At 69.9% G+C, this 25309-nt stretch carries 26 protein-coding genes, 2 pseudogenes and 1 riboswitch; of the genes and pseudogenes, 11 read left to right on the top strand and 17 right to left on the bottom strand.

The window, feature by feature from the left end:
- Positions 1 to 34 precede the first annotated feature (34 nt).
- A complete protein-coding gene (locus OHA88_RS36910; protein ID WP_267006308.1) occupies positions 35 to 505 on the top strand; it encodes a pyridoxamine 5'-phosphate oxidase family protein in 471 nt (156 codons plus the stop codon).
- A gap of 57 nt (positions 506 to 562) precedes the next feature.
- Here OHA88_RS36910 and OHA88_RS36905 read toward each other — a convergent pair whose 3' ends face one another.
- Positions 563 to 1492 (bottom strand): LysR family transcriptional regulator, encoded by a 930-nt coding sequence (locus OHA88_RS36905; RefSeq protein WP_328628690.1) that lies wholly within the window; start codon positions 1490 to 1492, stop codon positions 563 to 565.
- 74 nt (positions 1493 to 1566) lie between these two features.
- Between OHA88_RS36905 and OHA88_RS36900 the strand changes: the two genes are divergently transcribed.
- Entirely contained in the window at positions 1567 to 2598 is a 1032-nt protein-coding gene (locus OHA88_RS36900) for a DMT family transporter (protein ID WP_328628689.1), read from the top strand.
- Positions 2599 to 2659: 61 nt separating this feature from the next.
- Here OHA88_RS36900 and OHA88_RS36895 read toward each other — a convergent pair.
- A pseudogene (locus tag OHA88_RS36895) lies at positions 2660 to 3208 on the bottom strand (GntR family transcriptional regulator); the annotation flags it as partial.
- 34 nt (positions 3209 to 3242) lie between these two features.
- On the opposite strand from OHA88_RS36895, the gene OHA88_RS36890 reads away from it, so the two are divergent.
- A complete protein-coding gene (locus OHA88_RS36890; protein WP_328628688.1) occupies positions 3243 to 3938 on the top strand; it encodes a pyridoxamine 5'-phosphate oxidase family protein in 696 nt (231 codons plus the stop codon).
- A gap of 105 nt (positions 3939 to 4043) precedes the next feature.
- Here the strand turns inward: OHA88_RS36890 and OHA88_RS36885 are convergent, their stop codons facing one another.
- The 3 genes from OHA88_RS36885 to OHA88_RS36875 all read right to left on the bottom strand — a co-directional run bounded on the left by OHA88_RS36885 (position 4044) and on the right by OHA88_RS36875 (position 6827).
- Complete coding sequence (locus tag OHA88_RS36885) at positions 4044 to 5000, bottom strand: DMT family transporter (protein ID WP_328628687.1); 957 nt, start codon at positions 4998 to 5000, stop codon at positions 4044 to 4046.
- A 159-nt stretch (positions 5001 to 5159) separates the two neighbouring features.
- The gene (locus OHA88_RS36880; protein WP_328628686.1) at positions 5160 to 6215 is read right to left on the bottom strand and encodes an EamA family transporter; all 1056 of its coding nucleotides are present in this window, start codon (positions 6213 to 6215) and stop codon (positions 5160 to 5162) included.
- 81 nt (positions 6216 to 6296) lie between these two features.
- Positions 6297 to 6827, bottom strand: coding sequence for a Clp protease N-terminal domain-containing protein (locus tag OHA88_RS36875; RefSeq protein ID WP_328628685.1), 531 nt, complete (start codon positions 6825 to 6827; stop codon positions 6297 to 6299).
- Between the two features lie 254 nt (positions 6828 to 7081).
- Between OHA88_RS36875 and OHA88_RS36870 the strand changes: the two genes are divergently transcribed.
- Together OHA88_RS36870 and OHA88_RS36865 are read left to right on the top strand one after the other, a co-directional pair.
- On the top strand, positions 7082 to 7267 hold the full coding sequence (locus tag OHA88_RS36870; protein ID WP_443044320.1) for a hypothetical protein: 186 nt from the start codon (positions 7082 to 7084) through the stop codon (positions 7265 to 7267).
- 78 nt (positions 7268 to 7345) lie between these two features.
- Positions 7346 to 7777: a type II toxin-antitoxin system Rv0910 family toxin gene (locus tag OHA88_RS36865; RefSeq protein ID WP_030979538.1), complete on the top strand. Its 432-nt coding sequence runs from the start codon at positions 7346 to 7348 to the stop codon at positions 7775 to 7777.
- Positions 7778 to 7844: 67 nt separating this feature from the next.
- Here OHA88_RS36865 and OHA88_RS36860 read toward each other — a convergent pair whose 3' ends face one another.
- Entirely contained in the window at positions 7845 to 8468 is a 624-nt protein-coding gene (locus tag OHA88_RS36860; RefSeq protein WP_328628683.1) for a PadR family transcriptional regulator, read from the bottom strand.
- A 129-nt stretch (positions 8469 to 8597) separates the two neighbouring features.
- Between OHA88_RS36860 and OHA88_RS36855 the strand changes: the two genes are divergently transcribed.
- Both OHA88_RS36855 and OHA88_RS36850 read left to right on the top strand, forming a co-directional pair.
- Positions 8598 to 9419: a class I SAM-dependent methyltransferase gene (locus OHA88_RS36855; RefSeq protein ID WP_328628682.1), complete on the top strand. Its 822-nt coding sequence runs from the start codon at positions 8598 to 8600 to the stop codon at positions 9417 to 9419.
- A gap of 86 nt (positions 9420 to 9505) precedes the next feature.
- Complete coding sequence (locus OHA88_RS36850) at positions 9506 to 10327, top strand: PhzF family phenazine biosynthesis protein (protein ID WP_328628681.1); 822 nt, start codon at positions 9506 to 9508, stop codon at positions 10325 to 10327.
- A 58-nt stretch (positions 10328 to 10385) separates the two neighbouring features.
- On the opposite strand, the gene OHA88_RS36845 is transcribed toward OHA88_RS36850, so the two are convergent.
- Positions 10386 to 11165, bottom strand: coding sequence for a CPBP family intramembrane glutamic endopeptidase (locus OHA88_RS36845; RefSeq protein ID WP_328628680.1), 780 nt, complete (start codon positions 11163 to 11165; stop codon positions 10386 to 10388).
- 212 nt (positions 11166 to 11377) lie between these two features.
- Between OHA88_RS36845 and OHA88_RS36840 the strand changes: the two are divergent.
- Positions 11378 to 11727 (top strand): annotated as a pseudogene (locus OHA88_RS36840) (hypothetical protein); the annotation flags it as partial.
- A 175-nt stretch (positions 11728 to 11902) separates the two neighbouring features.
- On the opposite strand, the gene OHA88_RS36835 reads toward OHA88_RS36840, so the two are convergent.
- Positions 11903 to 13411 carry a glutamate-cysteine ligase family protein gene (locus tag OHA88_RS36835; protein ID WP_328628679.1) on the bottom strand — a complete coding sequence of 503 codons (1509 nt, stop codon included), beginning with the start codon at positions 13409 to 13411 and terminating at the stop codon, positions 11903 to 11905.
- A gap of 482 nt (positions 13412 to 13893) precedes the next feature.
- Here OHA88_RS36835 and OHA88_RS36830 point away from each other — a divergent pair, with 482 nt between their 5' ends.
- Both OHA88_RS36830 and OHA88_RS36825 read left to right on the top strand, forming a co-directional pair.
- The gene (locus OHA88_RS36830) at positions 13894 to 14487 is read left to right on the top strand and encodes a hypothetical protein (protein ID WP_267006296.1); all 594 of its coding nucleotides are present in this window, start codon (positions 13894 to 13896) and stop codon (positions 14485 to 14487) included.
- Positions 14488 to 14807: 320 nt separating this feature from the next.
- The gene (locus OHA88_RS36825; protein WP_326602416.1) at positions 14808 to 15014 is read left to right on the top strand and encodes a DUF5999 family protein; all 207 of its coding nucleotides are present in this window, start codon (positions 14808 to 14810) and stop codon (positions 15012 to 15014) included.
- A gap of 85 nt (positions 15015 to 15099) precedes the next feature.
- Here the strand turns inward: OHA88_RS36825 and gcvP are convergent, their stop codons facing one another.
- Entirely contained in the window at positions 15100 to 17985 is a 2886-nt protein-coding gene (gene gcvP, locus OHA88_RS36820) for an aminomethyl-transferring glycine dehydrogenase (protein ID WP_328628678.1), read from the bottom strand.
- A 194-nt stretch (positions 17986 to 18179) separates the two neighbouring features.
- Positions 18180 to 18277: riboswitch (glycine riboswitch) on the bottom strand.
- Positions 18278 to 18378: 101 nt separating this feature from the next.
- Here gcvP and OHA88_RS36815 point away from each other — a divergent pair.
- Positions 18379 to 18759: a PRC-barrel domain-containing protein gene (locus OHA88_RS36815; protein ID WP_328628677.1), complete on the top strand. Its 381-nt coding sequence runs from the start codon at positions 18379 to 18381 to the stop codon at positions 18757 to 18759.
- Here the strand turns inward: OHA88_RS36815 and OHA88_RS36810 are convergent.
- The 8 genes from OHA88_RS36810 to OHA88_RS36775 form a co-directional block, all read right to left on the bottom strand.
- On the bottom strand, positions 18684 to 20138 hold the full coding sequence (locus tag OHA88_RS36810; RefSeq protein WP_326814101.1) for a DNA polymerase IV: 1455 nt from the start codon (positions 20136 to 20138) through the stop codon (positions 18684 to 18686). The two genes, OHA88_RS36815 and OHA88_RS36810, sit on opposite strands and share 76 nt — an antisense overlap.
- 57 nt (positions 20139 to 20195) lie before the next feature.
- The gene (locus OHA88_RS36805) at positions 20196 to 20813 is read right to left on the bottom strand and encodes a MerR family transcriptional regulator (protein ID WP_328628676.1); all 618 of its coding nucleotides are present in this window, start codon (positions 20811 to 20813) and stop codon (positions 20196 to 20198) included.
- 168 nt (positions 20814 to 20981) lie between these two features.
- The gene (locus OHA88_RS36800) at positions 20982 to 21455 is read right to left on the bottom strand and encodes a bifunctional nuclease family protein (RefSeq protein ID WP_030921587.1); all 474 of its coding nucleotides are present in this window, start codon (positions 21453 to 21455) and stop codon (positions 20982 to 20984) included.
- A 53-nt stretch (positions 21456 to 21508) separates the two neighbouring features.
- Positions 21509 to 22252, bottom strand: a complete 744-nt coding sequence (gene ftsR, locus OHA88_RS36795) for a transcriptional regulator FtsR (protein ID WP_328628675.1) — start codon at positions 22250 to 22252, stop codon at positions 21509 to 21511.
- A 17-nt stretch (positions 22253 to 22269) separates the two neighbouring features.
- The gene (locus tag OHA88_RS36790; RefSeq protein ID WP_328628674.1) at positions 22270 to 23043 is read right to left on the bottom strand and encodes an FHA domain-containing protein; all 774 of its coding nucleotides are present in this window, start codon (positions 23041 to 23043) and stop codon (positions 22270 to 22272) included.
- 190 nt (positions 23044 to 23233) lie between these two features.
- The gene (locus tag OHA88_RS36785; protein WP_326602423.1) at positions 23234 to 24022 is read right to left on the bottom strand and encodes a DUF881 domain-containing protein; all 789 of its coding nucleotides are present in this window, start codon (positions 24020 to 24022) and stop codon (positions 23234 to 23236) included.
- A 5-nt stretch (positions 24023 to 24027) separates the two neighbouring features.
- Positions 24028 to 24360 (bottom strand): small basic family protein, encoded by a 333-nt coding sequence (locus OHA88_RS36780; RefSeq protein WP_003970459.1) that lies wholly within the window; start codon positions 24358 to 24360, stop codon positions 24028 to 24030.
- Positions 24357 to 25277, bottom strand: coding sequence for a DUF881 domain-containing protein (locus tag OHA88_RS36775; protein ID WP_267006287.1), 921 nt, complete (start codon positions 25275 to 25277; stop codon positions 24357 to 24359). The genes OHA88_RS36780 and OHA88_RS36775 overlap by 4 nt, the downstream gene beginning before the upstream one ends.
- Positions 25278 to 25309 lie beyond the last annotated feature (32 nt).

The following is a 25309-nucleotide window of genomic DNA, read 5'->3' as shown; positions in this document are numbered from 1 at the left end:
TGACACATGGTCAGCCAGCTGAAGGAGGCGTCCCATGACCGTCATCCAGCGACGGGGCCGTCGGATCATGATGACGGAGGCAGAACGCGACACCTATCTCGCGGAGCAGCGCACCTGCCGGGTCGCCACCGTCTCCGCGGACGGCCGCCCGCACATCGGCGCACTCTGGTTCGTCTGGGACGGTGCGTCGCTGTGGCTGTACTCGATCACCCGGAGCCTGCGCTCGTCCCAGCTGCGCCACGACCCGAGGATGGCCGTGGTCGTCGACGACGGCGCCGAATACGGTGAGCTGCGCGGCGTCGAGCTGTCCGGCGAGGCGGTCTTCGTCGGCGAGGCCCCGCGCACGGGCGAGGACTGCCCCGAATTGGTCGGGCCGGAGAGGTTGTTCGCGGCGAAGTACTTCGGAATGGACGTCATGCCGCACGACGGACGACACGCGTGGCTGCGGCTCACTCCGCAGACGGTCACGTCGTGGGACTTCCGGAAGCTGGCTGACCTGAGCTGAGGTGCCGGCCACTGCGCCCCCGTCTCCCTGACGTGGGCGCGGTGCGTCCCACCCGGATCAGTCCCCGCCGTCGCCGTTCAGCGGTGCGTCCAGATCCCGGCCCGCCGCCCGCAGCGCCATGACTGCTGCCCTGATCGACGGGCGGCGGTCCGCGTCCGTCCGCCACACGGCGTGCACATGGCGCCGCATCTTCTGCCGCACGGGCACGAGCCGTACCCCGTCCGGCACCACACCCCGGCCCAGCCGGGGCGCCACACAGACGCCCACCCCGGCGGCGATCAGCGCGAGCTGGGTGTGGTGCTCGCCCGCGAGATGGGCGATGCGCGGTTCGATTCCCTTCGAACGCAGAGTGAACATCAGCCAGTCGTGGCAGAACTCGCCCTCCGGCCAGGAGATCCAGTCGTCGTCGGCGAAGTCCTCCAGATCGATCTCCGCCCGGCCCGCGAGCGGGTGGTCGGCGGGCATCGCTATGTCCGGCGCGTCGTCGAGCAGTTCGGCCATGGTGAGACCGCCAGGAACCGGCAGCCTCTTGTTGCTCCAGTCGAGCACCACCGCCAGGTCGAAATCTCCCCGCAGCACGGCACGGATTCCGGCCTCGGGTTCCAATTCCGCTGTGCGTACCCTCAGTTCGGGGTGGTCCGCGCGCAGTGAGGCAAGCGTCGCGGGGAACAGTCCGCGTGCCGCGGTCGGAAAGGCCGCCAGTCGGACCTCACCCACCACCTCGCCGCGCTGGGCCTCGATGTCGGACTGGGCCAGTTCCACCTGGGACAGGATCTTCGCGGCATGGTCGGCGAGCAGCCTTCCCGCGTCGGTGAGCCGGACCCCGCGGCCGTTCTTGGCGAGGAGCTGCTGCCCCACCTCGCGTTCCAGCTTCGCCAGCTGCTGGGAGACCGCTGACGTGGTGACATGCAGGTCATCGGCCGCGCCACTGACCGAACCGAACCGGGCGAGGGCGTCCAGGGTCCGCAAGCGCTCCAAGTTCAACATGTAAGCAATGCTACGCGAATGCTCGCACAAAGTCTCACTTGTCCTACGCGGTTGAATTCGTCATTGTTGCTGTCATGACCGCCGCTGCCGTGACCACCAATGCCGATCCCGTGCCGAGCACTGCCACCGTGCCACCCGCCCCGGCCTTGACAACCACCCCTGCGGCCGCCACCCCGGTCTCCGCTCCTGCGGCCACCTCCGCCCGCCGCCCCGCACTGGACTGGCGGATCCGCTTCGGGGCGCTCTCACTCATCTGGGGCTTCAGCTTTCTCCTGATCAAGGTCGGCACCGAGGGGTACGCCCCGTTCCAGGTCACCCTCGGCCGCCTGCTCTCGGGTACGGCGGTGCTCGCCGTCGCCATGGTGGTGCGCCGCGAGCGGCTGCCCCGCACCGCCCGCACCTGGGGTCATCTCGCCGTGGCGGCGTTCTTCCTCAACGCACTGCCGTTCTCGCTCTTCGCCTACTCCGAACTGACCATCCCGTCGACGCTGGCCGGCATCTGCAACGCCACCTCGCCGCTGTGGGGCATGGCGCTGTCGCTCGTAGCGCTCTCCGAGGACCGGCCGACCCGTCGCCGCGTCGCCGGCCTCGGTCTCGGCTTCCTCGGCGTGCTGACCGTGCTGGGCGCCTGGCAGGGCTTCTCCGGACTGGACTTCAGCGGCACGGCGATGGCGCTCCTCGCCTCCCTCAGCTATCCGATCGGCTGGATCTACGTCCGCCGGACACTGGCGGGCAGCGGCTCGTCCACCCTTGCCCTGACCGGCAGCCAGCTCTTCCTCGGCACGGTGCAGATCGCGCTGGTCACCCCGCTGTTCACATCGGCGCCCGACGGCTTCCCACTGCTGCCGACGCTCGCCGTCCTCGCCCTGGGGGCGCTCGGTACGGGACTTGCGGTGCTGCTGCAGTACGGGCTGGTCGAGGAGGTCGGCCCGACGACCGCGCAGATGGTCACGTACTTCATTCCGGTCATCGCCACCGCGGCCGGGGTCGCCGTGCTCGGCGAGCAGCTGAGCTGGAACACCCCGGTCGGCGCACTGATCGTCCTGGCAGGAGCCGCCCTCACCCAGAGCAGGGCCCGTACGCCCAAGCCCGCACCACGCCCCTGAGGGCTGCCCCGTAATCCCTGGTGGATCATCAGTGCGCGGCGTCAGGTGCGGTGCGTCGCGCGGGATCCTCGACGGCGACCGCGTCACCGGGCTTGAGGTGGGCGACCAGCACCCGCTCGATCGCGTCCAGGGATCCGGACGCGACGGCCACGGGCCCGGCCGGCACACCGTCGGCGTCGAGAGCGGCACGCACCAGAGCCTCGAAGTCCGGATCCACGGGTGCCTCCCCGTACATTCCTGGCCGATTCGCGTACGCGCGCCGCCGCTGCGAACGCCCCGTCCAGCGGCGGCAGCAACGCCGGGTCCGGGTTGCCCTCCCCCAGATCCCGCACGCCGGGCGGCGCCTCGACCCCGAGCGAGCCGCGCACCGTACTGGCGGGGCGCAGGCGCACCCGGCTCCCCCTCCGCCCGGCCGTCTCGATCACCCCGCGCTCGCGCAGGGGGCGGAGGCGGCCGCCACCGTATCGGGATTGACCTCCAGACGGGCCGCCAACTCCTTCATGGGCGGTAGCACTTGCCCTGTCGCGAGCTCACCCGCCCCGACCGCACCCTCCAGACTCGCAGCAATTTCCGATGCACGTCGCCCGACGATCCGATAGCCTTCTAGCACAAACAGAGTTATGCACTAGTGCAATGGAGTCGCAATGCCGGACACCGCATCGCCGCAGACCACGGGCCCGGAGGCAGCAGCCCCGTACGAACCGACCGAGCGGACCGTCCCGACCCGTTCCCGGGAGCGCGCCTCGTACGACCGGGAGCTGGTCCATTCGATACTCGACGAGGCATATCTCTGCCATCTCGGCTTCGTACGCGACGGAGCACCGGTCGTCCTGCCGACGCTGTTCGGCCGGATCGGTGAGCGGCTGTACGTACACGGTTCGACCGGCTCCCGACCGCTCCGGGCGGCCGGCCAGGCGGACCCCGGGCTGCCCGTCTGTCTCACGGTGACGCATGTCGACGGTCTTGTGCTGGCCCGCTCCGCCTTCCATCACTCGATCAACTACCGCTCCGTGGTGGTCCATGGCGTCGCCCGTACGGTCACCGACCCGCAGGAGCGGCGCACCGCGCTCGACGCGATCGTCGACCATGTCGTTCCGGGCAGGACCGCCGACTCCCGTCCGGCCAACGAGAAGGAGCTCGCCGCGACGGCCGTGATCCGGCTCGATCTCGACGAGGTCTCCGCGAAGGTGCGGACCGGCGGCCCGAACGACGATCCGGACGATCTGGCACTGCCGCACTGGGCGGGCGTCGTGCCGCTGGCCCGCGGCTACCGTGCGCCGCAGCCGTCGGACGATCTCGATCCAGCCATCGCGGTGCCCGACTATCTGACTGTTCTCTGACCGCCTTCCGGGAGTGCGGGCCCGCTACGAGGGGGTGGGCCCGCACTCCCGGACGACCGAACGCGCGGACGGCCGGACGGCGGGTCCGCGGTCAGGCGGCCGGCGTCAGACCGGAACGGCCGCCCGGCGGCGGGCGTTCGACGCACTGCGCGTCTCGGCAACGGCGAGCCCCGCCACCGCTGTGAGCAGCAGCAGTGTGCCGACGACCGTGGCCGCGGTGAGCTGCTCACGGAGCACGGCAACGGCGATCACCGCGGCGCTCACCGGTTCGAGTAGCATGATCACGGACACGGTCGCGGCCCGCACCACCGCCGCGCCCGCGAAATAGAGCGCGTAGGCGAGCGCGGTCGGGACAGCTGCCACGTACACCAGCAGCCACACCACCTGGGCGGCGTCCGCGGTGTGCGGCACGAGCCCTTCGGCTGCCGCCATCGGCAGCAGCCCGAGTGCCCCGATCCCGAACGCCCAGGCACTGGTGGCGAGCGCGTCGGAGCCACCGCCGTCGCGGCCGAGCCACCGGGTCAGCAGGGTGATGGCGGCGTAACCAGCAGCGGAGAGCAGCGCCAGCGCGACCCCGGCGGGCCGCACCGTACCGCCGTCACCGCCGAGCACCAGCACGGCGAGCCCGGCGAGCGCGCCCACCACTGCGGCAAGTCCGCCGCCGCCCAGCCGCTCCCCCATGGTCAGTCGCGCACCGACCGCGATGAGCACCGGCCCAGCGCCCAGCGTGACCACGGTCCCGACCGCGAGGCCGGTCGCCTCCACGGCCGCGAAGTACGCGCTCTGGAACACGGTGAGGCCGACACCGGTCCCGAGGATGCGCAGCAGCCGGCGCCGCCGCGGCTCGGCGGGGGCGAGGGAGCGCCGGGGCCGCAGGACGAGCGCGGCAAGGAGCAGCACCAGGCCGCCTGCGCAACGCCAGAACGAGAGGGCGAGAGGGCCGAGGTCGCTGACCCGGAAGATCAGCGAAGCGGCAGCCCCCGCGGTACCCCAGGCCACTCCGGCAACGATCAGATAGAACAGGCTCCGCCCGACGGGCAGGTCGGCAGCAGGATTCGACACGTGACTTCTCCACAAAAAAGACAGGACGATGATCGCTCGGCTCCGCACGCGGGCAGCGACGATCTGCTCGGGGACTGCCCGAGCCCGGTCTTCGTCAGGAGTGTCCGCCCGCGCTAGGCGACAGGCGGCGGAAGTACGGTCGAGTGCATGATCGGCACATTACGTGGCGGCACGCTCGGCGGACAACTCCCCCTCGGCCGCCGCCGCACGGCCCCCACTCCGCGCCACACCGCGGTCCTCGTACTCCCCTTGGCCCCGCGCCTCACCCGGCCCCGATGCCACGGGCCCGGAAGGCGCCTTCGGCGTCGACGACTGGGCGATGAACGCCCCTGTCAACACCAAGGAACCACCGATGAGCTGGGGCGCGGAAAGATGTTCGCCGAGCAGGACCCAGGCGAGCACGGTCGCGATGACCGCCTCCAGACAGGCGACGACACCGGCCACTGCCGGGGAGAGCAGCCGCACCGAGATCACACCGGTGACGTAGGCGATCACGGTGGCGAGCAGCACGATCCAGACGAGCAGCAGCCACGCGGGCACATCCGTCCCGTTCATGGCCGCGCTGCCGCCGAGCAGGGACCAGTCCATGCCCCAGGGCCGTGCGATCACGGTGAGGACGACCGCGCCGATCAGCAGTCCGTAGGCGATGACGCCCACCGGATGCGGAGGCTCCGCGCCCGCCGCACTGTCCTGACTCCCCTGGTCGGAGAGGACGAAGTAGCCGACCTGGCAGCACGCGGCGCCGAGGGCGAGCAGCAGCCCGACGGCGTCGAAGCTCAGCCCGGACCACACCTCGACCACACAGGCGAGGCCCCCGACCGCGAGGACGACGCCGACCGCGGCGGCCCGGGTGACCGGACGACGCTGGACGAACCGGACCCAGCCGAGGACGAGCGCGGGCGCCAGGTACTCGACCAGCAGCGCCACGCCGACCGGGATACGGGAGATCGCGGCGAAGTAGCAGGCCTGGACGCCCGCGACGGCGAGCAGTCCGAAGCCCAGCAGCAGCACCGGCCGACTGCGTACGAGATCCCGGTGGCGCCAGGCCACGGGCAGCATGACGAGAGCGGCGCCGGCCACCCGTAGCCACACCACATGCAGCGGGTCGAGCCCCGCCTCGATCAGCGGCTTGGCCGCCACCCCTGAACCACCGAATGCGAACGCCGAGGCCAGGGCTAGTCCCAGGCCGGCGCTCCTCCCCTGAGACGCGTGCATCGGGACATCATGACAGCTGCCGTCAGGACCGTCACCATGGTCACCACTGTCATGCACGTCATACGGATCACGCCCCCGCCGTCAGCTCTGCCGGGAGGCCTTCGCGATCCGGTCCGCGAGCAGCGCCGCGTCGACACCGGCGCGTTCCAGCACCTCGACGGCTCGGCACTCCTGGTCCGCCGCCAGCGCGGCGAGCAGATCAAGACCCCCGGCCCGCGGGTCACCGCGCAGTTCCGCCCGCCCGCGCGCACCCTCCATCGCCGAGACGGCCGACGGCGACCAGCCGTCCACCCCCGTCTCCGGAACCATGGGCAGCGCACCGGAGTCCTCCACGGCGCCCTGCCAGCGGAGCCCGTAACCGATGGAGCGCTGCACGAGGTAGCCGAGCACCTTGGCGAGCTGCGGCCCACCGTCGAAGGCCGCACGGACCTGCGGGTCCGACTCGATGAGGGAGTGCAGCAGATGGGCCGTGTCGATCTCCCGGTCGCCGTCACGCAGTGCGCGCCTGCGCGCGCCTGTCACCACCGAAGCCAGCTCCGCAGTGAGGATGGCGTCGAGCTCAGCACGGTTCGATGCGGGCTGCTGAGGGATCCGCAGCGTCCGGTTTTGCACACCTCTCACCCCATCAGTCCAGTGGTGCGCGAGCATCCCCGGAGGGGCCCATTTTCGTATCCCACCGAAGTTGGGCACATCAGAGCGGTTCCTCCTCCTTACGGATGAGATCGCGCCATTGATGGATACGATCCCGGGAGACGGCGCGCGCCGCCTTGCCTTGCACTCCCGGAGCAACCGCGGGCCACCCCGTGCACGTCCCTCACGCGACACCACTTTTGCGACGGCCGGATGGGAGTGCCGGAGTGTCATGGATGGTCGCCCCGCCGGCGATCGACGCCCGGAAGTACGTCTACCGGGTCCATGCATCCTGCGACGCCCTGCCCGCCGACCTGTTCCGGGCGGCGTTCCAGCGCCATGACGACGGCCCGCACCCGCGCGCGGTCGACCGCTTCGACGCGGCGCCGATCTGGCAGGCAGGCCGGGTCCGGCATGTCTGACGGTTCATCAGTATTGAATGTTCTCGCTACTGCGGCTACGTTCCGCGACACCGTAACCCGACAAGAAGGGGTGGTCGCATGGCCGAAGTCAGTGCCGAGGCGCGGATCGAAGCGCCGGCCGAGAAAGTCTGGGCCCAGCTGACGGACTTCACCGCGTACGGCCAGTGGAATGCCACCCACACCAGCTTCCCCAAGGGCGGCCCGGCCACGCTCGAACTCGCGGCCACCTACGAGGAGAACATGAAGCTCATGGGCTTCCCCGCCGAAGTGACCTGGACGGTGGAGGAGCTGGAGACCGCCCGGCTGCTGACCACCAAGGGCAAGGGCCCCATGGGCGTCAATCTGGCCATGCGCTACTCGCTGACACCCGACGGCGATGCCACCACGGTCCGCATCGACGGAGAGTTCACCGGCGCCGCGGTCTCCCTCATGGCGGGCAAGCTCAAGGACTCGGCGACCGCCGCGCTCGCCGAGTCGCTCCGCAAGCTGAGCGGGCTCGTCGCCGCCTGACCGCCTCCGGACGGACGAGGGGCCCGCGCGGCCGAGCCGCGGGGCCCCTCGCACCGCACCCGTCGGGTCAGTGCTCGTCGGCAAGGATCAGATAGAGCTTCTTACGGGCGTCATTGATCACCGACAGCGCCTTCTGGCGCTGGTCGGCCGAGCCGGTCTTCCAGACCTGGCCGAACGCCTCCATCAGACCGAAGCCGGCCTGCCGGATCTCGTTCACGCTCTCCCAGTCGACCCCGCGCCCGGCCTCCTCCCAGGGCGCCTCGGGCCCGGACTCCGCCTCGGTGCGGCCGCTGTCGGTGAGCGTGAACAGCTTCTTGCCGCCCTCGCTCGCACTGACGATCAGACCCTCGTCCTCCAGCAGCTGAAGGGTCGGGTAGACCGAGCCGGGGCTGGGACGCCAGGCCCCGCCGCTGCGCTCGCCGATCTCCTGGATCATCTCGTAACCGTGCATCGGCCGGTCCTTCAGCAGCGCCAGGATCGAAGCGCGGACGTCGCCGCGACGCGCCCTTCCCCGGCCGCTTCCACGACCGCGTCCCCCACCGAAGGGGCCGCCGCCGAACGGACCGCCACCGAAGGGCGGACCGAACTGCCCGAAGGCGCGGCGCCCCTCGAAGTCGCCCCGACCTTGATGACCGGGCCCGCAGTGCCCATGTCCGTGTCCATGTTCGTGCTCGTGTCCATGTGAACGCATCGCTACGCTCCTTCCATCTTTGATCTGTCGCGATGCGTCAACGATATATCGGAACCGGTCGTACGGCAATCGCTTCGAAAGGGCCTTGCATACTTGCCCCGAGACGGCACAGGACGAAGGCGATGCGACATGACTGGACCTGACCCGGAGCACGGGCACGGCCCGGACCACGGCTACCTGCTCGACAACCGGCAGTCCGAGGCAGGCATCCGCTTCGGCGCCCTCGCCGAACTCTTCGATCCGGTGACCTTCCGGCATGTCGACCGGCTCGGGATCACCGCAGGCATGCGGTGCTGGGAGGTCGGAGCCGGTGGCCCCTCCGTTCCCGCCGGGCTGGCCGCGCGAGTCGGTCCGACCGGCGCGGTGGTCGCGACGGACATCGATGTGTCGTGGGCGCAGGGCGCCGCGGACGAGGTCGTCGAGGTGCTGCACCACGATGTCGCCGCCGATCCCCCGCCTCCCGGAGGCTTCGACCTCGTCCATGCCCGGCTGGTCCTGGTGCACGTCACCGACCGTGCCGAGGCGCTGCGCCGCATGATTCAGGCGCTGCGCCCCGGTGGTGTACTCCTCCTGGAGGACGCCGACCCCGGGTTGCAGCCGCTGTTGTGCCCCGACGAGTCCGGCCCCGAACAGCGCCTCGCCAATCGTCTCCGGTCAGGCTTCCGTGAACTCATGGCGGCCCGTGGTGCAGACCTCGCCTACGGCCGGACCTTGCCCCGGCTGCTGCGCGAGGCGGGTCTGGCCGACGTGCAGGCCGACGCGTACTTCCCGATCACCTCCCCGGCGTGCACCGTCCTTGAAGCCGCCACCGTGCGCCAGATCCGCGACCGACTCGTGACGTCCGGTCTCGCCACCGACGAGGAGATCGACCGGCATCTGAAGAACGTCGCCACCGGACGCCTCGATCTGGCCACCGCTCCGCTCGTCTCCGCGTGGGGACGCCGGCCGTAACGCCCCGGGGTGGCTCTCGGCATCCCGAGCCGCCGGCCTGGAATTGGCCTTGGTCCGCCGCCGTCCAGGACCCCTACGGTCATCCCATGAGGATCCGAATCGTCGACGCGTTCACCGACCGCCCCTTCACCGGCAACCCCGCGGCCGTCCTGCTCCTGGACTCCGACGCCTTCCCCGAAGCCGACCGGCTCCAGCAGGTCGCCCTGGAGATGAATCTCTCCGAGACCGCCTTCGCGCACCCCCTGCCTCCGGGCGGAGAGGCGGACTGGGCGCTGCGCTGGTTCACCCCTGCCACCGAGGTGGACATGTGCGGGCACGCCACCCTCGCCACAGCCCACGTCCTGCACACGACCGGAACGGCCGGCGGAACGGTGCGCTTCGCCGCCCGCTGCGGCATCCTCACCGCCACCGCCCACCCGGACGGCTCACTCACACTCGACTTCCCCACGGCCCCGCTCACCCCGGCCTCCGCCCCGGCCGGACTGGCCGTCGCCCTGGGCGCGGAACCACTGACCGTCCATGACACCGGCGCCCACATCGGCGACCTGCTCGTCGAACTGGCCGACGAGGAGTCCGTGCGCGGACTGACCCCGGACTTCGCCGGGCTGGCCTCCTGCTCACGGCGCGGCATCATCGCCACGGCCGCCGCCGAGGACCCGTCCCGTGGCTACGACTACGTCTCCCGCGGCTTCTTCCCCCGGGTCGGTATCGACGAGGACCCGGTCACCGGCAGCGCCCACACCGCCCTGGCCCCCTTCTGGTCGGCCCGGTTCGGCCGTGACGAGCTGACCGGCCTGCAGGCCTCCGCCCGTTCCGGTCTGGTCCGCACGTCGCTGCGCGGCGACCGCACACTGCTGACGGGCAACGCGGTGACAGTCGTCGACGGAGAACTGCTGACCACCTTCTGACCGACGGGAGAGGGGCGTACGCAATGATCCGTACGCCCCCTCCTCCCGCGCCACTTGCTCACGGCGTAGGCAGCCACCCCACCTTCCCGGCCAGCAGCGCGTACCCGACGAACGCCCCGATGTCGAGCAGCGCATGCGCCACGACCAGCGGGCCCACCCGTCCCCATCGTCGGTACAGCAGCACGAAGACGATGCCCATCACCATGTTGCCGACGAAGCCGCCGATCCCCTGGTAGAGGTGGTATGAGCCGCGCAGCACCGAACTCGCCACCAGGGCGGCCATCGGAGTCCACCCCAACTGCCCGAGTCTGCGCAGCAGATACCCGACGACGATCACTTCCTCCACCACGGAGTTCTGCAGCGCGGAGAGGATCAGGACCGGATACTTCCACCACACGCCGGGAAGCGACTCCGGAACCACCGTGAGGTTGAACCCGGCGGCCCGTGCCAGCAGATAGAAGGCGAGGCCGGCGCTACCGATGGCCGCCGCGATCAACACGCCGCGCCCCAGGTCCGACCTGGGCCTGGTCCGGTCGAAGCCGATGACGCGCAGGCTCGCCCCCTCCCTGAGCAGCAGATGCGCCACCAGCGCGACGGGGACCAGCGCCGTGGCGATGCCGAAGAGTTGCCAGGCGAGATCCAGCCAGGGGCGTCCTGGAGCGTACGAGCTGTTGAGCGTCGCGGCCTGCTCCTTCAAGGCCCCCGGTTTCGTCAGCGATCCGACAAAACTAATCAGGGCAGACACTCCGCTGGCACCCAGCGACAGAGCCAGCACCAGCACCGTTTCGGACCGCAGGATCCGCCGCGACACGTCCTCTTGAGGGAAAGAATCAGCCACGCGCCCCTCCTCCACCTGTACACCCGCCTTCAGTTGTGCATTCGCATCTCATCCCGCTCCCCGTCCGACCAGGGTCTCGAATGCAGGTACGAAGATCATGCTCGACCGGCCGGGGGGCGACCACCACTGGTCATGGAGCGGTCCCTCTTTTCCTTGTTCATCCTCAAGGAGGGGCACCACCGACATGGGACGCCACAGCTTGCCCGATGATGATCCCGCAGGCGGCGAAGGCCCTCGGCCCGCCGAGGAAGAAGTACTCCTGGGCCGAGTTGACGGCCTCGGCGACGGAGTCGGACAAGGTGCGCCTCGGCGCGGCCGATCCACGTGCAGCACCACCGGCCTGCTCGCCCTCACCAGCATCGCCGCTTCGTCGGACAAGCAGGGCGGAGACGGTGACACCAGGGTCGCGGTCACCGCCGATCTGCTCGCGCAGCGGATGTCCGACGGTGACACCCAGGTGCTCGAAGCGCCGACGCAGGACGACGCGGGCGCCGAGGGCGGCAATCCGCAGCGCAACCAGGCGGTGCCGCTCTCCGATCAGGCGGCGTTCGCCCACAACGCCGGCCCGAGACGAAGCTGAGCACCGACGAGACCCGGGCCGCGCTGCGGTTCATGACAGGCCGTGTTGACAGCCGGACAGAACGGCCGCGCCGCCCGGGAACAGCCGGCGCACGGCCGGGAACGGCACCGACCGCCGCGTCCGGGGCTCACCGGGCATGGAGGCGGGCCACGCCGGTCTAAGGGCTGTCCGGGAAGCCGACCGGCCAGGTGTGCACCGGCTCGCCACTGTGCATCAGCTCGGCATACCGGCGCGTCGTCGCCCTGAGCGCCGCGTCCCGTGCGAGCCCGGCGTCCAGCCCCCGGTGGTACGTGTCCGCCTGCCAGGAAGCCCCGTTCACCCGCCGCTTGCAGCGCTCTTCGATGACCCCGAGGTAGTGGTCGCGGTCCGCGGGCTCGATGTTCCAGGCATCGAGCCCCGCCGCGGCGAGCGGCAGCAGTTCGTCCCGTACGAGCTTGACGGCCGGCACCCGGGTCAGCCCGCCCGACCGGCCCGGCCGGGGCCAGATCAGCTCGGCGTCGATGCCCCGGCGGCAGGCGGTTTCGAAGTTCTCGGCCGCGGCGGCGAACGGCAGCCTGGTCCACACCGGGCGGGACTCCTCGGCGAGCGCCCGCACCAGGCCGTAGTACAGCGCGGCGTTGGCTATCACATCGGTCACGGTGGGCCCGGCGGGCAGGACGCGGTTCTCGACGCGGAGATGGGGTACGCCGTCGGCCAGCCCGTACACCGGCCGGTTCCAGCGGTAGACCGTACCGTTGTGCAGCACGAGTTCCTGGAGCGCCGGCACCCCGCCCTCGTCGAGGACCTGCAGCGGGTCCTCCTCGTCACAGATCGGCAGCAGCGGCGGGAAGTAGCGCAGATTCTCCTCGAAGAGCTCGTACGCGGAACTGATCCACCGCTCGCCGAACCAGGTCCGCGGGCGCACTCCCTGGTTCTGCAGTTCGGGCGGCCTGGTGTCGGTGGCCTGCTGGAAGAGCGGCGGGCGGGACTCCCGCCACAGCTCCCTGCCGAACAGGAAGGGCGAGTTGGCGCCCAGGGCGATCTGAACGGCGGCGACGGCCTGTGCCGCGTTCCACACGTCCGCGAACCGTGCCGGGGTCACCTGCAGATGCAGCTGGACCGAGGTACAGGCCGCTTCGGGCGTAATCGAGGTGGAGGTACAGACCAATCGTTCGACGCCTTCGATATCGAGCGCGAAATCCTCGCCGCGTGCCGCCACCATTTGATCGTTCAGCAGCGCGTAGCGGTCTCCGTCCGAGAGGTTCGCCGAGACCAGGTCCCGATGATCAAGGGTCGGCAGTATTCCGATCATCATGATGCCGGCGGCGACCTCTCCCGCCTTCCGGTGGGCATATCCGAGGCCGGTCCTGAGCTCCTCGGCCAGTTGATCGAATACGCGTCCGTCCAGGCGGTGCGGGACTATGTTCACTTCCAAATTGAACATCCCTAGTTCGGTCTGGAAATCACGGCTCGCGATCCGCTCCAGCACCTGCGCATTCATCATCCTCGGCAGGCCGTCAGCACCTGCCAGATTCAGCTCGATCTCCATACCCATGAGGTTGCGCGGGCGGTCGAACCTCCGCTCCGCCAGGAGCCTCTCCAGCCCCTCCAGGCACAGGTGGAGCTTCCTCCGGTACCTCTGCCGATCGGACAGGTCAAAGGCGCCCGCCACGACCTTCTCCCCCATCGAAGCGTCCCTCCTCGAGTGGGCAGCCCGCGGCCCAGGCCGCTCGCGTCACGGTCGATAATGCCCAGGGCAGGTGATCGATAACGCCCCCACGGACAGCGCGGACCCACTAATCTGAGTGCGGCCGCCGGAGGCACATTCCGACGGCATGAAGCACTGCGCAGTTCCCACCGTGCGGCGGTGGTGAAATCGTCGACGTGTTTCGGCCGACCGCGGCCGGGAAAAAACACCAGGCAGCAGCTGCGCCACACACACCGAATCAGCAGGTTCTCCGCATAATAAAGTCCGGATACCGCCTTGCCGGCAATGCCTGAGGCGGCTAGCGGAAACACCGTGTGAACACCTGTCGTATAAACTCCGCGGACGAGGCAGAGAGTTGACGCACCGGCCCAGTCACCGGCCTCCTCTGGCCCCGCACGCCGACAGCGCCGTCTGCCCCCGCCCACGCATCACCGTGTCTCCGAAGTGAGAGGCGACCCACTATGCCGCTGCACGTACCTCCGGCTCCCGCGCCCGCCCTGCGCAGCGTCCTCGCGGCACTCGGTTCACCCACCGCAGTCCGCGAGGCCCGCACCCCGGCTCTCCGGTCCGTCCAGGGACCGCTGAGCCCCGAACTCCCGCTCCCCGTCCATGTGCTGGACCGGATCGGCCCGAGCGGGCTCGCACCACGCACCAGCCTGGCCGCGTGGCGCTTCCTTATCCGCAGTTCGGAGCGCGCCGTCGCCGCGGCGGACACCATGCTCACCCCGGACGGCTGGACCTTCTCGCACTTCTTCGAGGGTCCGTACATCGCCTCGACCGAACTCGCCCTGCGCCAGGCTGAGACGCTGACACCGCGCTATCAGCCGCGCCTGCTCTCCATCCCCGAGCTCTACATGCTGACACTGTGGCTGCACGAGGACATCGAGGCCGACGCGTCCGGCGGGGCCCTCGCCCCTACCGACCTTCTGGTACCGCTGGCTCCCGCCCCACCGGGTATCGCGGCACACCGCCCGCACCGGGTCGCCGATCTGCTCCCCGTGATGACGCTGCGTATCACCCCTGGCCCCGGTCCCCTGCTCGGTTCACCGGCCTGACCACAGCCCGCCTCCGGCCCGCAGTACATTGCCCCGTCACCGTTTCCGGTGGCGGGGCACACTACTGCTCGGACGCACCCGGAGGCCATCCGGACTAGTCCGGTCAGGCCAGCCCGAACCACCCGAAGGGACAGTGCAGTTGTGTTGAACCGTCCGGCCGGGTGATGCGTCATGGGAGTAGGAGAAGTGCTGCCGCGAAATCCCTGCGGATTGACGCCCGTGGGGCAACACTGGGACCGGACCGATTGATACGGGGGGCGGCCATGAACACCTCATCAAGCCGCAGGACACTCACCACAACGCAGCGAAAGAACCCACCCATGTGCCAGCACCAGCCACCCTGCCCGACCGCCGACTCAGCCGACCGGGAGGCCGCCCGTCTGATGGCTCACCACCCGGAACAGGGTTGGAGCCTGCTGTGCAACGGCGTCCTGCTCTTCGAGGACACCGGTGAGCTGCTCCCGGACGGGCAGATCATCGCCCCGCACCGGCCGCTGGAAACCGGCCAGGTGATGAAGGCCGCCTGACCGCGGCCCGTACGAACGGGGGCCGGCCCGGAGAGGATCTCCGAACCGGCCCCGACGCATGTCCGCGTCACACCCGACGGGTGGGTCAGTTGTCGTACTCGTCCAGCGGCGGGCAGGAGCAGACGAGGTTACGGTCACCGAACGCACCGTCGATCCGGCGCACCGGCGGCCAGTACTTGTCGGCGGCCGAGACTCCGGCCGGGAAGACGGCCTCCTCGCGGCTGTAGCCGTGCTTCCACTCCCCGCCGAGCATGGCGGCCGTGTGCGGGGCGTTGGTGAGCGGGTTGTCGTCCGCGCTCCACTCGCCGGAGCCGACCTTCTCGACCTCGTGGCGAATGGCGATCATCGTGTCGCAGAACCGGTCGAGCTCGGCGAGGTCCTCGCTCTCGGTCGGCTCGATCATCAGCGTCCCGGCCACCGGGAACGACATGGTCGGCGCGTGGAAGCCGTAGTCGACCAGCCGCTTGGCGATGTCGTCGACGCTGACACCCGTCTCCTTGGAGATCGGCCGCAGATCCACGATGCACTCGTGCGCGACCAGTCCGGCCGGGCCGGTGTACAGGATCGGGTAGTGCGGTTCCAGACGCTTGGCGATGTAGTTGGCGGCGAGCACGGCGACCTGCGTCGCACGCTTCAGGCCCTCGCCGCCCATCAGACGTACGTACGCCCACGAGATCGGCAGAATGCCGGCCGAGCCCCACGGAGCGGCCGAGATCGGTCCGACACCGGTCTCGGGACCCGCGGCGGGCTGCAGCGGGTGGTTCGGCAGGTACGGCGCGAGGTGCGCGCGGACGCCGACCGGGCCGACACCCGGGCCGCCACCGCCGTGCGGGATGCAGAAGGTCTTGTGCAGGTTCAGGTGCGAGACGTCGCCGCCGAACCGGCCCGGCTTGGCGAGGCCGACGAGCGCGTTGAGGTTGGCGCCGTCCACGTACACCTGACCGCCCGCGTCGTGCACCTCGGCGCAGATGTCGGCGACGTGCTCCTCGAACACACCGTGCGTCGACGGGTACGTGATCATGAGCACGGCCAGCTCGTCGCGGTACTGCTGGATCTTGGCGCGGAGGTCCTCGATGTCGACCTCACCGTCGTCGGCAGTCTTCACCACGACGACCTTCATGCCCGCCATCACGGCGCTCGCGGCGTTGGTGCCGTGCGCGGAGGACGGGATGAGGCAGACGGTCCGCTGGTCGTCGCCGTTGGCCCGGTGGTATGCGCGCACGGCCAGCAGACCCGCGAACTCGCCCTGCGAGCCGGCGTTCGGCTGAAGGGAGACAGCGTCGTATCCGGTGACCTCGGCGAGCCGCTCCTCCAGCTCACGGATGAGCGTGAGGAAGCCCTCCGCCTGCTCGGCCGGCGCGAACGGGTGGAGCGCACCGAACTCGGGCCAGGTGATCGACTCCATCTCGGCGGTCGCGTTCAGCTTCATGGTGCAGGAGCCGAGCGGAATCATGCCGCGGTCCAGCGCGTAGTCGCGGTCGGCGAGCTTGCGCAGGTAGCGGAGCATCGCGGTCTCGGAGCGGTGCTGGTGGAAGACCGGGTGGGTGAGGAAGTCGGCGGTGCGCAGCAGGGACTCGGGCAGCGCGTCGACGGCCACGCCGTCCAGCGCCTCGATGTCGCCGTCGGTGCCGAAGGCGGCCCACACGGCGGCGATCTGCTTGCGGGTGGTGGTCTCGTCGCAGGCGAGGGAGACCAGGTCGGCGTCGACGAACCGCAGGTTGACGCCGCGCTCACGGGCGTCGGCGACGACCTCGGCGGCCCTGCCCGGGACGCGCACGGTGAGCGTGTCGAAGTAGGAGTCGGTCTCGACGTCGATGGAGGCAGCCCGCAGGCCCTCGGCCAGGATCGCGGCGTAGCGGTGCGTGCGCCGCGCGATCGTCCGCAGTCCGTCGGGGCCGTGGTAGACGGCGTACATCCCCGCCATGACGGCGAGCAGCACCTGAGCGGTACAGATGTTGCTGGTGGCCTTCTCCCGGCGGATGTGCTGCTCACGGGTCTGCAGGGCGAGGCGGTACGCCTTGTTGCCGTCCGCGTCGACGGAGACGCCGACGAGGCGGCCGGGCAGGCTGCGGGCGAACTTCTCGCGCACGGCCATGAAGCCCGCGTGCGGTCCGCCGAAGCCCATCGGCACACCGAAGCGCTGCGTGGTGCCGACGGCGATGTCCGCGCCGAGGTCGCCGGGCGAGGTGAGGAGGGTCAGGGCCAGCAGGTCGGCGGCGACGGTGACGACGGAGCCGAGCTCATGGGCCTGCTCGATGACGGGCTTGATGTCCCGGACGGCGCCGGAGGCCCCCGGGTACTGCAGCAGCACGCCGAAGACACCGCGCTCGGCGATGTCGGCGGGGATGCCCTCGCTGAGGTCGGCGACGACCACCTCGACACCGGTCGGCTCGGCGCGGGTCTCTATCACGGCGATGGTCTGCGGCAGGGTGTCCGCGTCGACCAGGAAGACGCCGTTCTTGACCTTGCCGACGCGCCGTGCGAGCGCCATGGCCTCGGCGGCCGCAGTGCCCTCGTCGAGCAGCGAGGCGCCGGAGGTGGGCAGCCCCGTCAGCTCGGCGACCATCGTCTGGAAGTTGAGGAGGGCCTCGAGCCGGCCCTGCGAGATCTCCGGCTGGTACGGCGTGTAGGCCGTGTACCAGGCGGGGTTCTCCATGACGTTGCGAAGGATCACCGGCGGGGTGAAGGTGCCGTAGTAGCCGAGCCCGATCATCGGGGCGAGGACCTGGTTGCGGTCGGCGAGGGAGCGCAGCTCGGCCAGGACCTCGGCCTCGGTGCGGGCGGTCGGCAGCTGCAGCGCCTCCGCGCTCTTGATCACATCAGGCACTGCGGCCGCGGTCAGATCGTCGAGCGAGCCGTAACCGACCTGGGCGAGCATCTTCGCCTGCGCCTCGGCATCGGGTCCGATGTGGCGCTGTTCGAAGGGGATGCCCTGCTCCAGCTGGGAGAGCGGAGTGCGACGGGGGGTCATGGTGGAGGCCTCCTGGTCTGTCACGACCTGCGAGGGGCACCGCGGCGCGGGTACCCGGACGGCCTCCCCCTCTGTCATCTCAACCTGAGAGCTTCACCGGTCCGCCCTGCGGCGTACCGACTTTCACCGTCGGTGAGGAAGGGCTCCGTCCCGGCGTCAGCCGCCACGAAACCCGCCCTGCTTTCCAGAGTGACCTCGTCCGTGCGGTACGGGGGCCTGAGAGATTCCGGGGAGGATTTGCTCCTTCGGCGCCTGCCGGATTTGCTCCGGAGGACTCTCCCGCACGGGGTCAGCAGCCATAGCCAGCCTACCAGCGGGCTTCGTCTCGGAAGTCTCGAGTGGCCGAAGCCCCGGATCTGCACTTTCGTAGTGCCTGTGGAGTAGCCGCGACCAATGGGAGGGACCGTGCAGACCGACATCGATCCGCGGAGCCTGATCGGCCGCAAGGCGTTCGACCGCAAGGGCACCAAGATAGGCACCGTCGACGAGGTGTATCTCGACGACGCGACCGGTGTCCCCGAGTGGGCCGCCGTACGTACCGGACTGTTCAGCAGGGACGCCTTCGTCCCGTTGGAGCCCAGCGAATTCGTCGACGATTCGCTCCGAATCCCCTTCGACCGCGCGCTGATCAAGGACGCACCCGACTTCGGCGTGGGCCGCCATCTCTCGCCGGAACAGGAGCTTCAGCTCTACCGGCACTACGGTCTGGACTCGCCGCCCGAGGAGCCGGGACCGGACCGCGACTTCGGCAGGCTGGCCGGCCAGGACGAGTAGTCCACGGGGTCGCGCACCAGTGGCAGCGGGTCCGCGGGCCGCAGATTCGGATCGTCGATACGGAACGTGCGCACCCGGCCGGGCGGCGACTCGGGTTCCTCGAACCGCACCGTCACCCGGCCCACCCCGCTGCCCTGCACCCACCCGTGGCCATAGGTGTCATGGCGTACGTCGTGCCCGGCGGGCCACCGCCGGGCCGCGAGCTGCTCGGGGGTCTCCTGCTCCGGTGCACCGGCCGCCGACTCGTCCCCGTGCTCGCCGGGGCCCAGGTCCTCGGCGGCCGGGTCGTCGGGCGCGGCCCGCTCACCGGCCGCCTGCGCGAAGAGATCTTCCTGGGTGTAGTCGGCGAGCCCCGTGACGCCCACTCCGAGGAGCCGTACGCCTCCGGTGGTGTCCACGGCCTCCAGGAGCCGCGCAGCCGCCTCTCTGACCACCGCGGGGTCGTCCGTGGGCCCCCGCAGTGTCTCGGACCGCGTGAGCGTCGAGAAGTCGTACCTGCGGACCTTCAGCACCACGGTCCGTCCCGACCGCTCCGCGGCCCGCAGCCGCTGGACACACCGGTCGGCCAGCCGGTCGACCTCCGTCCTGACCCGGACCCGGTCGTGCAGGTCCATGTCGAAGGTGTCCTCGACCGAGACCGACTTCGCGTCGCGCTCCGCGACGACGGGCCGGTTGTCGTACCCGAGGGCCATGCGGTGCAGTGAGACGCCGTGGGCCTTGCCGAGCAGCCGTACGAGCTCCGCCTCACCCGCCTCGGCCAGGTCGTCGACCGTGGTCATCCCGGCGCGTCGCAGGTGATCCCCGGTGGCCGGTCCGACGCCGGGCAGGATCCGCACGGACATGGGCGCGAGCAGCTCTCGCTCGGTGCCCGGCTCGATGAGCAGCAGCCCGTTCGGCTTGGCCTCCTCCGAGGCAATCTTGGCCAGCATCTTCGAGCCCGCGAGGCCCACCGAGCCGGTGAGGCCGGTGACGGCTCTGATGGCGTCACGCAACTGTTCACCGACGGCCCGCGCCGAGGCCGAGTCGTCGGCCACGCCGCCGGCCTCCAGATCGACAAAGGCCTCGTCCAGGCTGAGCGGCTCCACCAGGGGTGAGAGCCGCCCGAGCAGCTCCATCACCTGGTCGCTCACCGTCCGGTACAGCAGGAAGCGTGGCACCAGGTAGGCGGCGTTGGGTGCCAGGCGCCGGGCCTGGGCCGTCGGCATCGCCGAGTGCACCCCGAACCGCCGGGCCTCGTACGACGCGGTGGCGACGACCCCGCGCGGCCCCAGGCCGCCCACCACGACCGGCTTGCCGCGCAGGCTGGGCTTCGCCGCCTGCTCCGCAGAGGCGTAGAAGGCATCCATGTCGAGATGGAGGATGGTGGGCGCGGCTCTCACATCAGTCGATGCTGCCCTACGGCACTGACAATCGCCGCACCCCGGATCGGCACGCGGTCAGACAGCGCGGTTGCGCCGCCGGGCAAGCTCGTCGGTGGGGTTGTTGCCGACCAAGGTCTCACCCGTGTCCACCCGCTCGCCGTGCAGCTGCGACAGTGCGGCGTCGACGTCCCGCCACACCACGCCGACGGCGATACCGAAGACCCCCTGGCCCCCCTGGAGCAGATCCACGACCTCGTCGGGCGAGGAGCACTCGTAGACCGTCGCGCCGTCGCTCATGAGTGTCATCCGCTCCAGATCCTGGAACCCCCGGGCGCGCAGATGCTGGACCGTGGTGCGGATGTTCTGCAGCGCCACACCGGTGTCCAGGAAGCGCTTCACGATCTTCAGCAGGACGACGTCCCTGAAGCTGTAGAGGCGCTGTGTGCCCGATCCGTAGGCGGGGCGCACGCTCGGCTCGACGAGCCCCGTGCGAGCCCAGTAGTCGAGCTGCCGATAGGTGATCCCTGCCGCCGCGCACGCCGTCGGCCCGCGATATCCGATGTCCTCGGCCGAAGCCGCGCCGTCCCCTGCCATCGCCGCCGGTTGAACCGGTTGCCTGATGGGGTGGCCGGCTGTACTTCCGTGCTGCAGATACGGCCCACCCGCTGCCGTACCGTCGCCGCTGTTTCTCACGCCGACCTCCGTCCTTGACCTGCCATCTCGAAGGTAGGCAGTCACTCGGGGTGCGTCAACGATCGCCACACTCGGCACGCCGGGTGATAATCACCCTGAGGGTGGTTTCCCGTGTCCCATTCCCGGGAATGGCTTGCCGGATGTGCTGACGACACCTCCGCAGGACGGTCACTGGCTGTTGGTACCGAAGTCCTCCGGTGAGATCTGGTCGAGGAACTCCCGGAACTTCTCGACCTCGTCCTCCTGCTCGTCCGGGATGGCGATACCCGCGTCGTCGAGCACCCCGTCACTGCCGTAGATCGGCGTGCCGGTGCGCAGCGCGAGCGCTATGGCGTCGGACGGACGCGCGCTCACCTCGACCCCGCCGGCGAAGACCAGCTCCGCGTAGAAGACCCCTTCCCGGAGGTCCGTGATGCGGACCTCGGTGAGCTCCTGGCCGAGGGCCTCGAGCACATCCTTGAAGAGATCATGGGTCAGCGGCCTGGCCGGAGCCATGCCCTGCTGGGCGAAGGCGATCGCGGTCGCCTCACCAGGACCGATCCAAATGGGGAGGTACCGGTCGCCTCCCACTTCACGCAGGAGCACGATCGGTTGGTTGGAGGGCATTTCCACCCGGACACCCACAACGTCGAGCTCGTTCACACAGCAACCCTAGGACGTGCTCGGCAGGTTTGGGTAGTCGGGCTCCCCCGTGATCAGTGGAGCCGGATCCCCAGAGCGGTCTGCACGAAGGCCGAATGGAGCCGTACGGACAGTTCCGCGAGCTCCTTCGCCGTGGCCTCCGCATGCGCTCTGGTCTGCGGATTCCGGTGCCGGCGCAGGGGAGCGACCACCTGCTCGATCAGCCCGGCCTCACGCTCCGCAGCCCCTCGCATGGCCCGCAGATGACGCGGTTCGAGACCGAATCGACCCAGATCCGCCACAAGTTTGGCCACGGTCACCGTCTCGGCGTCGTAGCCGCCTTCCGCCGTCGGAGCGACAAGGCCGTAGGACTCCCACTCCTCCAGCTCGCTCTCGGTGACCTCGGCGGCGGCCAGCAGCTCCGCGCGCCCGATCCGCGCCGCGGTCGCCCGCCCGGACTCGGCGTCCCAGGAACCGTCGGTCAGGTCCCGCTGCCCGCCCGCGGACGGCAGGGAGGCCTGCTCACCGCGGGCGAGGGCGTCCAGGTGCTCCCGGATGACCTTCAGTGGGAGGTAGTGGTCCCGCTGCATCCGCAGCACCTGTGCCAGCCGCTCGACGTCGTCGGGCCGGAACTTCCGGTATCCGGAAGGCGTCCGCTGCGGCTCGACGAGCCCCTCGGCCTCCAGAAAGCGAATCTTGGAGATGGTGACTTCGGGAAATTCGTCCCGCAGTTGCAGGAGCACCGCGCCGATACTCATCGCACGGTCGTCGGCGGTGGCGGTGCCGTGACCGGCACCGCCCGTCGGTGTTCTCAGCATGGACCTTCCCTGACGGGTCAGATGCCCCGCTGGCTTGCGTAGAAGACCAGCCGGTACTTCCCGATCTGCACCTCGTCGCCGTTGGACAGCGCGACGGAGTCGATGCGCTCACGATTGACGTACGTGCCATTGAGACTGCCGACGTCCTCGACCGTGAAGCTGCCGTCGGGGCTCCGGCGGAACTCCACATGCCGGCGCGAGACCGTCACGTCGTCGAGGAAGATGTCGCTCTGCGGGTGGCGGCCGGCCGTGGTCAGCTCGCTGTCCAGCAGGAAGCGGCTGCCGGAGTTCGGACCGCGGCGCACCACCAGGAGCGCCGAGCCGAGCGGCAGGGCGTCGACGGCGGCCTGTGCCTCGGGAGAGAGGGACGGCACGGACGTCTGGCCCGTAGCCTCCGCCTCGTACGCCTCGAGACCGGAGATGGAAATGGTCGAGGTCGTCTCCGAGGGGCGCTCGGACGGAGCACCACCCCTCAGCGGCGCACCACAGTTGGAGCAGAAACGACTGGCCTCGGCGTTGCGATGACCGCACCTCGTACAGACCGGCATGGACGCAGACCCTCCACCCGTACTTGAGGTCGATGGATCCCCGAAACCTATGCGGCCCGCACCGGCAGGGTCAACAGACGACGCGCCGGAACCACCCGAAATGTCACCGCCCGCACCCGTCACCTCGTCGCGGAAGAGCGGGCGCTCCGTGCCCTGCTCCTCGGCCTGGCCATGGCGCGGTGCGCGATGGCGGGCAGCTTCATCGCGTGCGCTCTTGCCGAACAACTTCCCAAACAACTTCACGGGCGATTCCCCTTGACCGAAATAGACCCGCCCGTGGGGCAGGACGAACCCTGAATGAACACACCTGCCGACCCGGACATCTTCACAACGTCCGTAGCCACTCGACAGTTTCCACCACGCGTCACCATTACGATGCGGCGACCCCCCGCAACCTCGTGCCTGTGTCCTTCGACCCCCGTACCCGGCGGCCTCACTGGGAGGACGACCGAGCGTAGTCAGGCCGCTTCGCCGGTCGCAAGGCATCCACGACGATGTCGTCAGCCTGTGCCACATGCACGGTGGCCTGCTCCTTTTCCAGCGTCTGCACGACGCCGCCGGGGATGTTCAGCGCCGGCTCCAGGTCCTGCGGCTTGCCGATGACCTTGAAGACGTACGGCGCGGAGATGCGCCGGTCGTCGACCTTGATGTCACCGCCGTCACCGGAGAAGTACGTATTGGCGACCACCCTCACCCCGTTGACCTCGATCGCCTCGGCACCGGCCGCACGCAGCTCCTGGAGTGCGTCGAGCAGCATGTCCGGCTCCACCGCGCCGCCCGGGTCGTTGATCGTCAGCGTGATCCCGGGCCCGTGTGCCGCCACGGTGCCCGCGAGGATACCGAGTTGCCGCTCCTTTTCCACTGTCTGCTTACGCGCTTCCTCGGCCTGGTCCGAGCTGTTCTCGAGCTCCGTTCGCTGATCGTCCAGACGCTGCTTCTCGTCTTCAAGACGCTGCGTACGGTCGTCTAGTTCATCGAGAATGCGAACCAGGTCCTCCTGGCGCGCGCCGCGCAGTGCGCTGTTGTCGCTGTTCGACCGCACCTGGATCGCCAGCCCCAGGCCGAGGACGAACAGCAGCAGCGCCACGATGAGTTGAGCCCGGGTCACCCGGGGCGGCCACACCGCGGCGATCAGCCGCCGGCGCCCGGTGAGCTCCTCGGGGGCGCCCGCCGGCGGCTCGCCGGTGCGCTCGGTGTCACGGGGAAATTCTTCGTCGCTCATCGGCTTCAGGCCCGGAAGACGTGGCGACGGATCGCCGCGGCGTTGGAGAAGATCCGGATGCCGAGCACGACCACCACACCGGTGGAGAGCTGGGCCCCCACACCCAGCTTGTCGCCCAGGAACACGATCAGGGCGGCCACGACGACGTTCGAGAGGAACGACACCACGAAGACCTTGTCGACGAAGATGCCGTCGAGCATGGCCCGCAGACCGCCGAAGACCGCGTCCAGCGCAGCCACGACAGCGATCGGAAGATAGGGCTCGACCACCGCCGGCACCTCGGGCCGGACCAACAGTCCGACCACGACTCCCACGACGAGGCCCAGTACGGCGATCACGATGTGCCCTTCCCTGTGTCTGCCGCACCACTGCCGGTGTCTGCGGCCTTCGGCTCTGCTGTTCGTACGATCAGGCTCGGAGCGGCCGGGAGGCGCACCTGCTCCTGGACGGAGATGCTGGTCCTGATGGAGAACGTGTCCTTCAGCGCCTGCAGATACTGGCCGTCGGCACTGTCCTGGAACGCGGTACTGAGCCGCTTCCCGTCCCCCACCGCAAGCACCGTGTACGGCGGCACGAGCGGTCTGTTGTCGACCAGTATGGCGTCGCCCGCGGCACGGATGGCCGACAGGGCTGTCAGCCGCTGGCCGTTGATGGCGATCGCTTCCGCCCCGGACTGCCACAGGCCGTTGACGACCCGCTGCAGGTCCCGGTCGCGCACCCGCCCCGTATCGGCGAATCCGCTGGTCTCGCGCGGTCCGCCACCGCCCTGATCGGTGTCCTTCGCGTCGTCGACGACGAGCTTCACACCGGGCCCCTGCACCGCGGTCGCCCCGGAGAGCAGCGCCACCAGCTCGCCCTGGTCCCCTCCATGCTTTTCCAACGCTTTACGTTGACGCTCGCTCACGTCGCCACGCAACTTGTCCACCTGGGACTCGAGACTGTCGGCCGCCGATGTCTCCGCATCGATACGGTCGATGAGCTCCTCGCGCTCCTTGGCAAGGACGGGCGCCGAGACGCGTGCCTCCGCGGCGCCGAGCGTGACCACCAGAGCAGCCAGCACAAGACCCGCCGCAAGGGCCAGCTTCGCCTTCAGCGTGCGGGGCATGCCCGCGCTCCCGTCGGCCTTGCGGCGCGCGGTGGCCTCGGCGTAACCGTCGTCCAGGCTGTGGTCCATCACATTGGTCAGCAGCGACATGGACGCGTCGGGGCGCGCGGAGGGTGAGGCCGTACTCCGATCGGGGGGCTGCTGCGACATGCCGCACATCGTCGCACGCCGCAGCAGCTACC

The sequence above is a fragment of the Streptomyces sp. NBC_00353 genome (genome assembly GCF_036108815.1).
GTDB lineage: Bacteria > Actinomycetota > Actinomycetes > Streptomycetales > Streptomycetaceae > Streptomyces.
Note: the sequence above shows the minus strand (reverse complement) of the source record. Positions and strands in the feature narration are given on the sequence as shown.

Bases quoted from the DNA above. Each gene is read 5' to 3' on its own strand.
- OHA88_RS36910 (WP_267006308.1), top strand. From the start codon at position 35: ATGACCGTCATCCAGCGACGGGGCCGTCGGATCATGATGACGGAGGCA.
- OHA88_RS36905 (WP_328628690.1), bottom strand. From the start codon at position 1,492: ATGTTGAACTTGGAGCGCTTGCGGACCCTGGACGCCCTCGCCCGGTTC.
- OHA88_RS36900 (WP_328628689.1), top strand. From the start codon at position 1,567: ATGACCGCCGCTGCCGTGACCACCAATGCCGATCCCGTGCCGAGCACT.
- OHA88_RS36890 (WP_328628688.1), top strand. From the start codon at position 3,243: ATGCCGGACACCGCATCGCCGCAGACCACGGGCCCGGAGGCAGCAGCC.
- OHA88_RS36880 (WP_328628686.1), bottom strand. From the start codon at position 6,215: ATGCACGCGTCTCAGGGGAGGAGCGCCGGCCTGGGACTAGCCCTGGCC.
- OHA88_RS36870 (WP_443044320.1), top strand. From the start codon at position 7,082: ATGGTCGCCCCGCCGGCGATCGACGCCCGGAAGTACGTCTACCGGGTC.
- OHA88_RS36865 (WP_030979538.1), top strand. From the start codon at position 7,346: ATGGCCGAAGTCAGTGCCGAGGCGCGGATCGAAGCGCCGGCCGAGAAA.
- OHA88_RS36860 (WP_328628683.1), bottom strand. From the start codon at position 8,468: ATGCGTTCACATGGACACGAGCACGAACATGGACACGGACATGGGCAC.
- OHA88_RS36855 (WP_328628682.1), top strand. From the start codon at position 8,598: ATGACTGGACCTGACCCGGAGCACGGGCACGGCCCGGACCACGGCTAC.
- OHA88_RS36850 (WP_328628681.1), top strand. From the start codon at position 9,506: ATGAGGATCCGAATCGTCGACGCGTTCACCGACCGCCCCTTCACCGGC.
- OHA88_RS36835 (WP_328628679.1), bottom strand. From the start codon at position 13,411: ATGGGGGAGAAGGTCGTGGCGGGCGCCTTTGACCTGTCCGATCGGCAG.
- OHA88_RS36830 (WP_267006296.1), top strand. From the start codon at position 13,894: ATGCCGCTGCACGTACCTCCGGCTCCCGCGCCCGCCCTGCGCAGCGTC.
- OHA88_RS36825 (WP_326602416.1), top strand. From the start codon at position 14,808: ATGTGCCAGCACCAGCCACCCTGCCCGACCGCCGACTCAGCCGACCGG.
- gcvP (WP_328628678.1), bottom strand. From the start codon at position 17,985: ATGACCCCCCGTCGCACTCCGCTCTCCCAGCTGGAGCAGGGCATCCCC.
- OHA88_RS36815 (WP_328628677.1), top strand. From the start codon at position 18,379: ATGGGAGGGACCGTGCAGACCGACATCGATCCGCGGAGCCTGATCGGC.
- ftsR (WP_328628675.1), bottom strand. From the start codon at position 22,252: ATGCTGAGAACACCGACGGGCGGTGCCGGTCACGGCACCGCCACCGCC.
- OHA88_RS36785 (WP_326602423.1), bottom strand. From the start codon at position 24,022: ATGAGCGACGAAGAATTTCCCCGTGACACCGAGCGCACCGGCGAGCCG.
- OHA88_RS36775 (WP_267006287.1), bottom strand. From the start codon at position 25,277: ATGTCGCAGCAGCCCCCCGATCGGAGTACGGCCTCACCCTCCGCGCGC.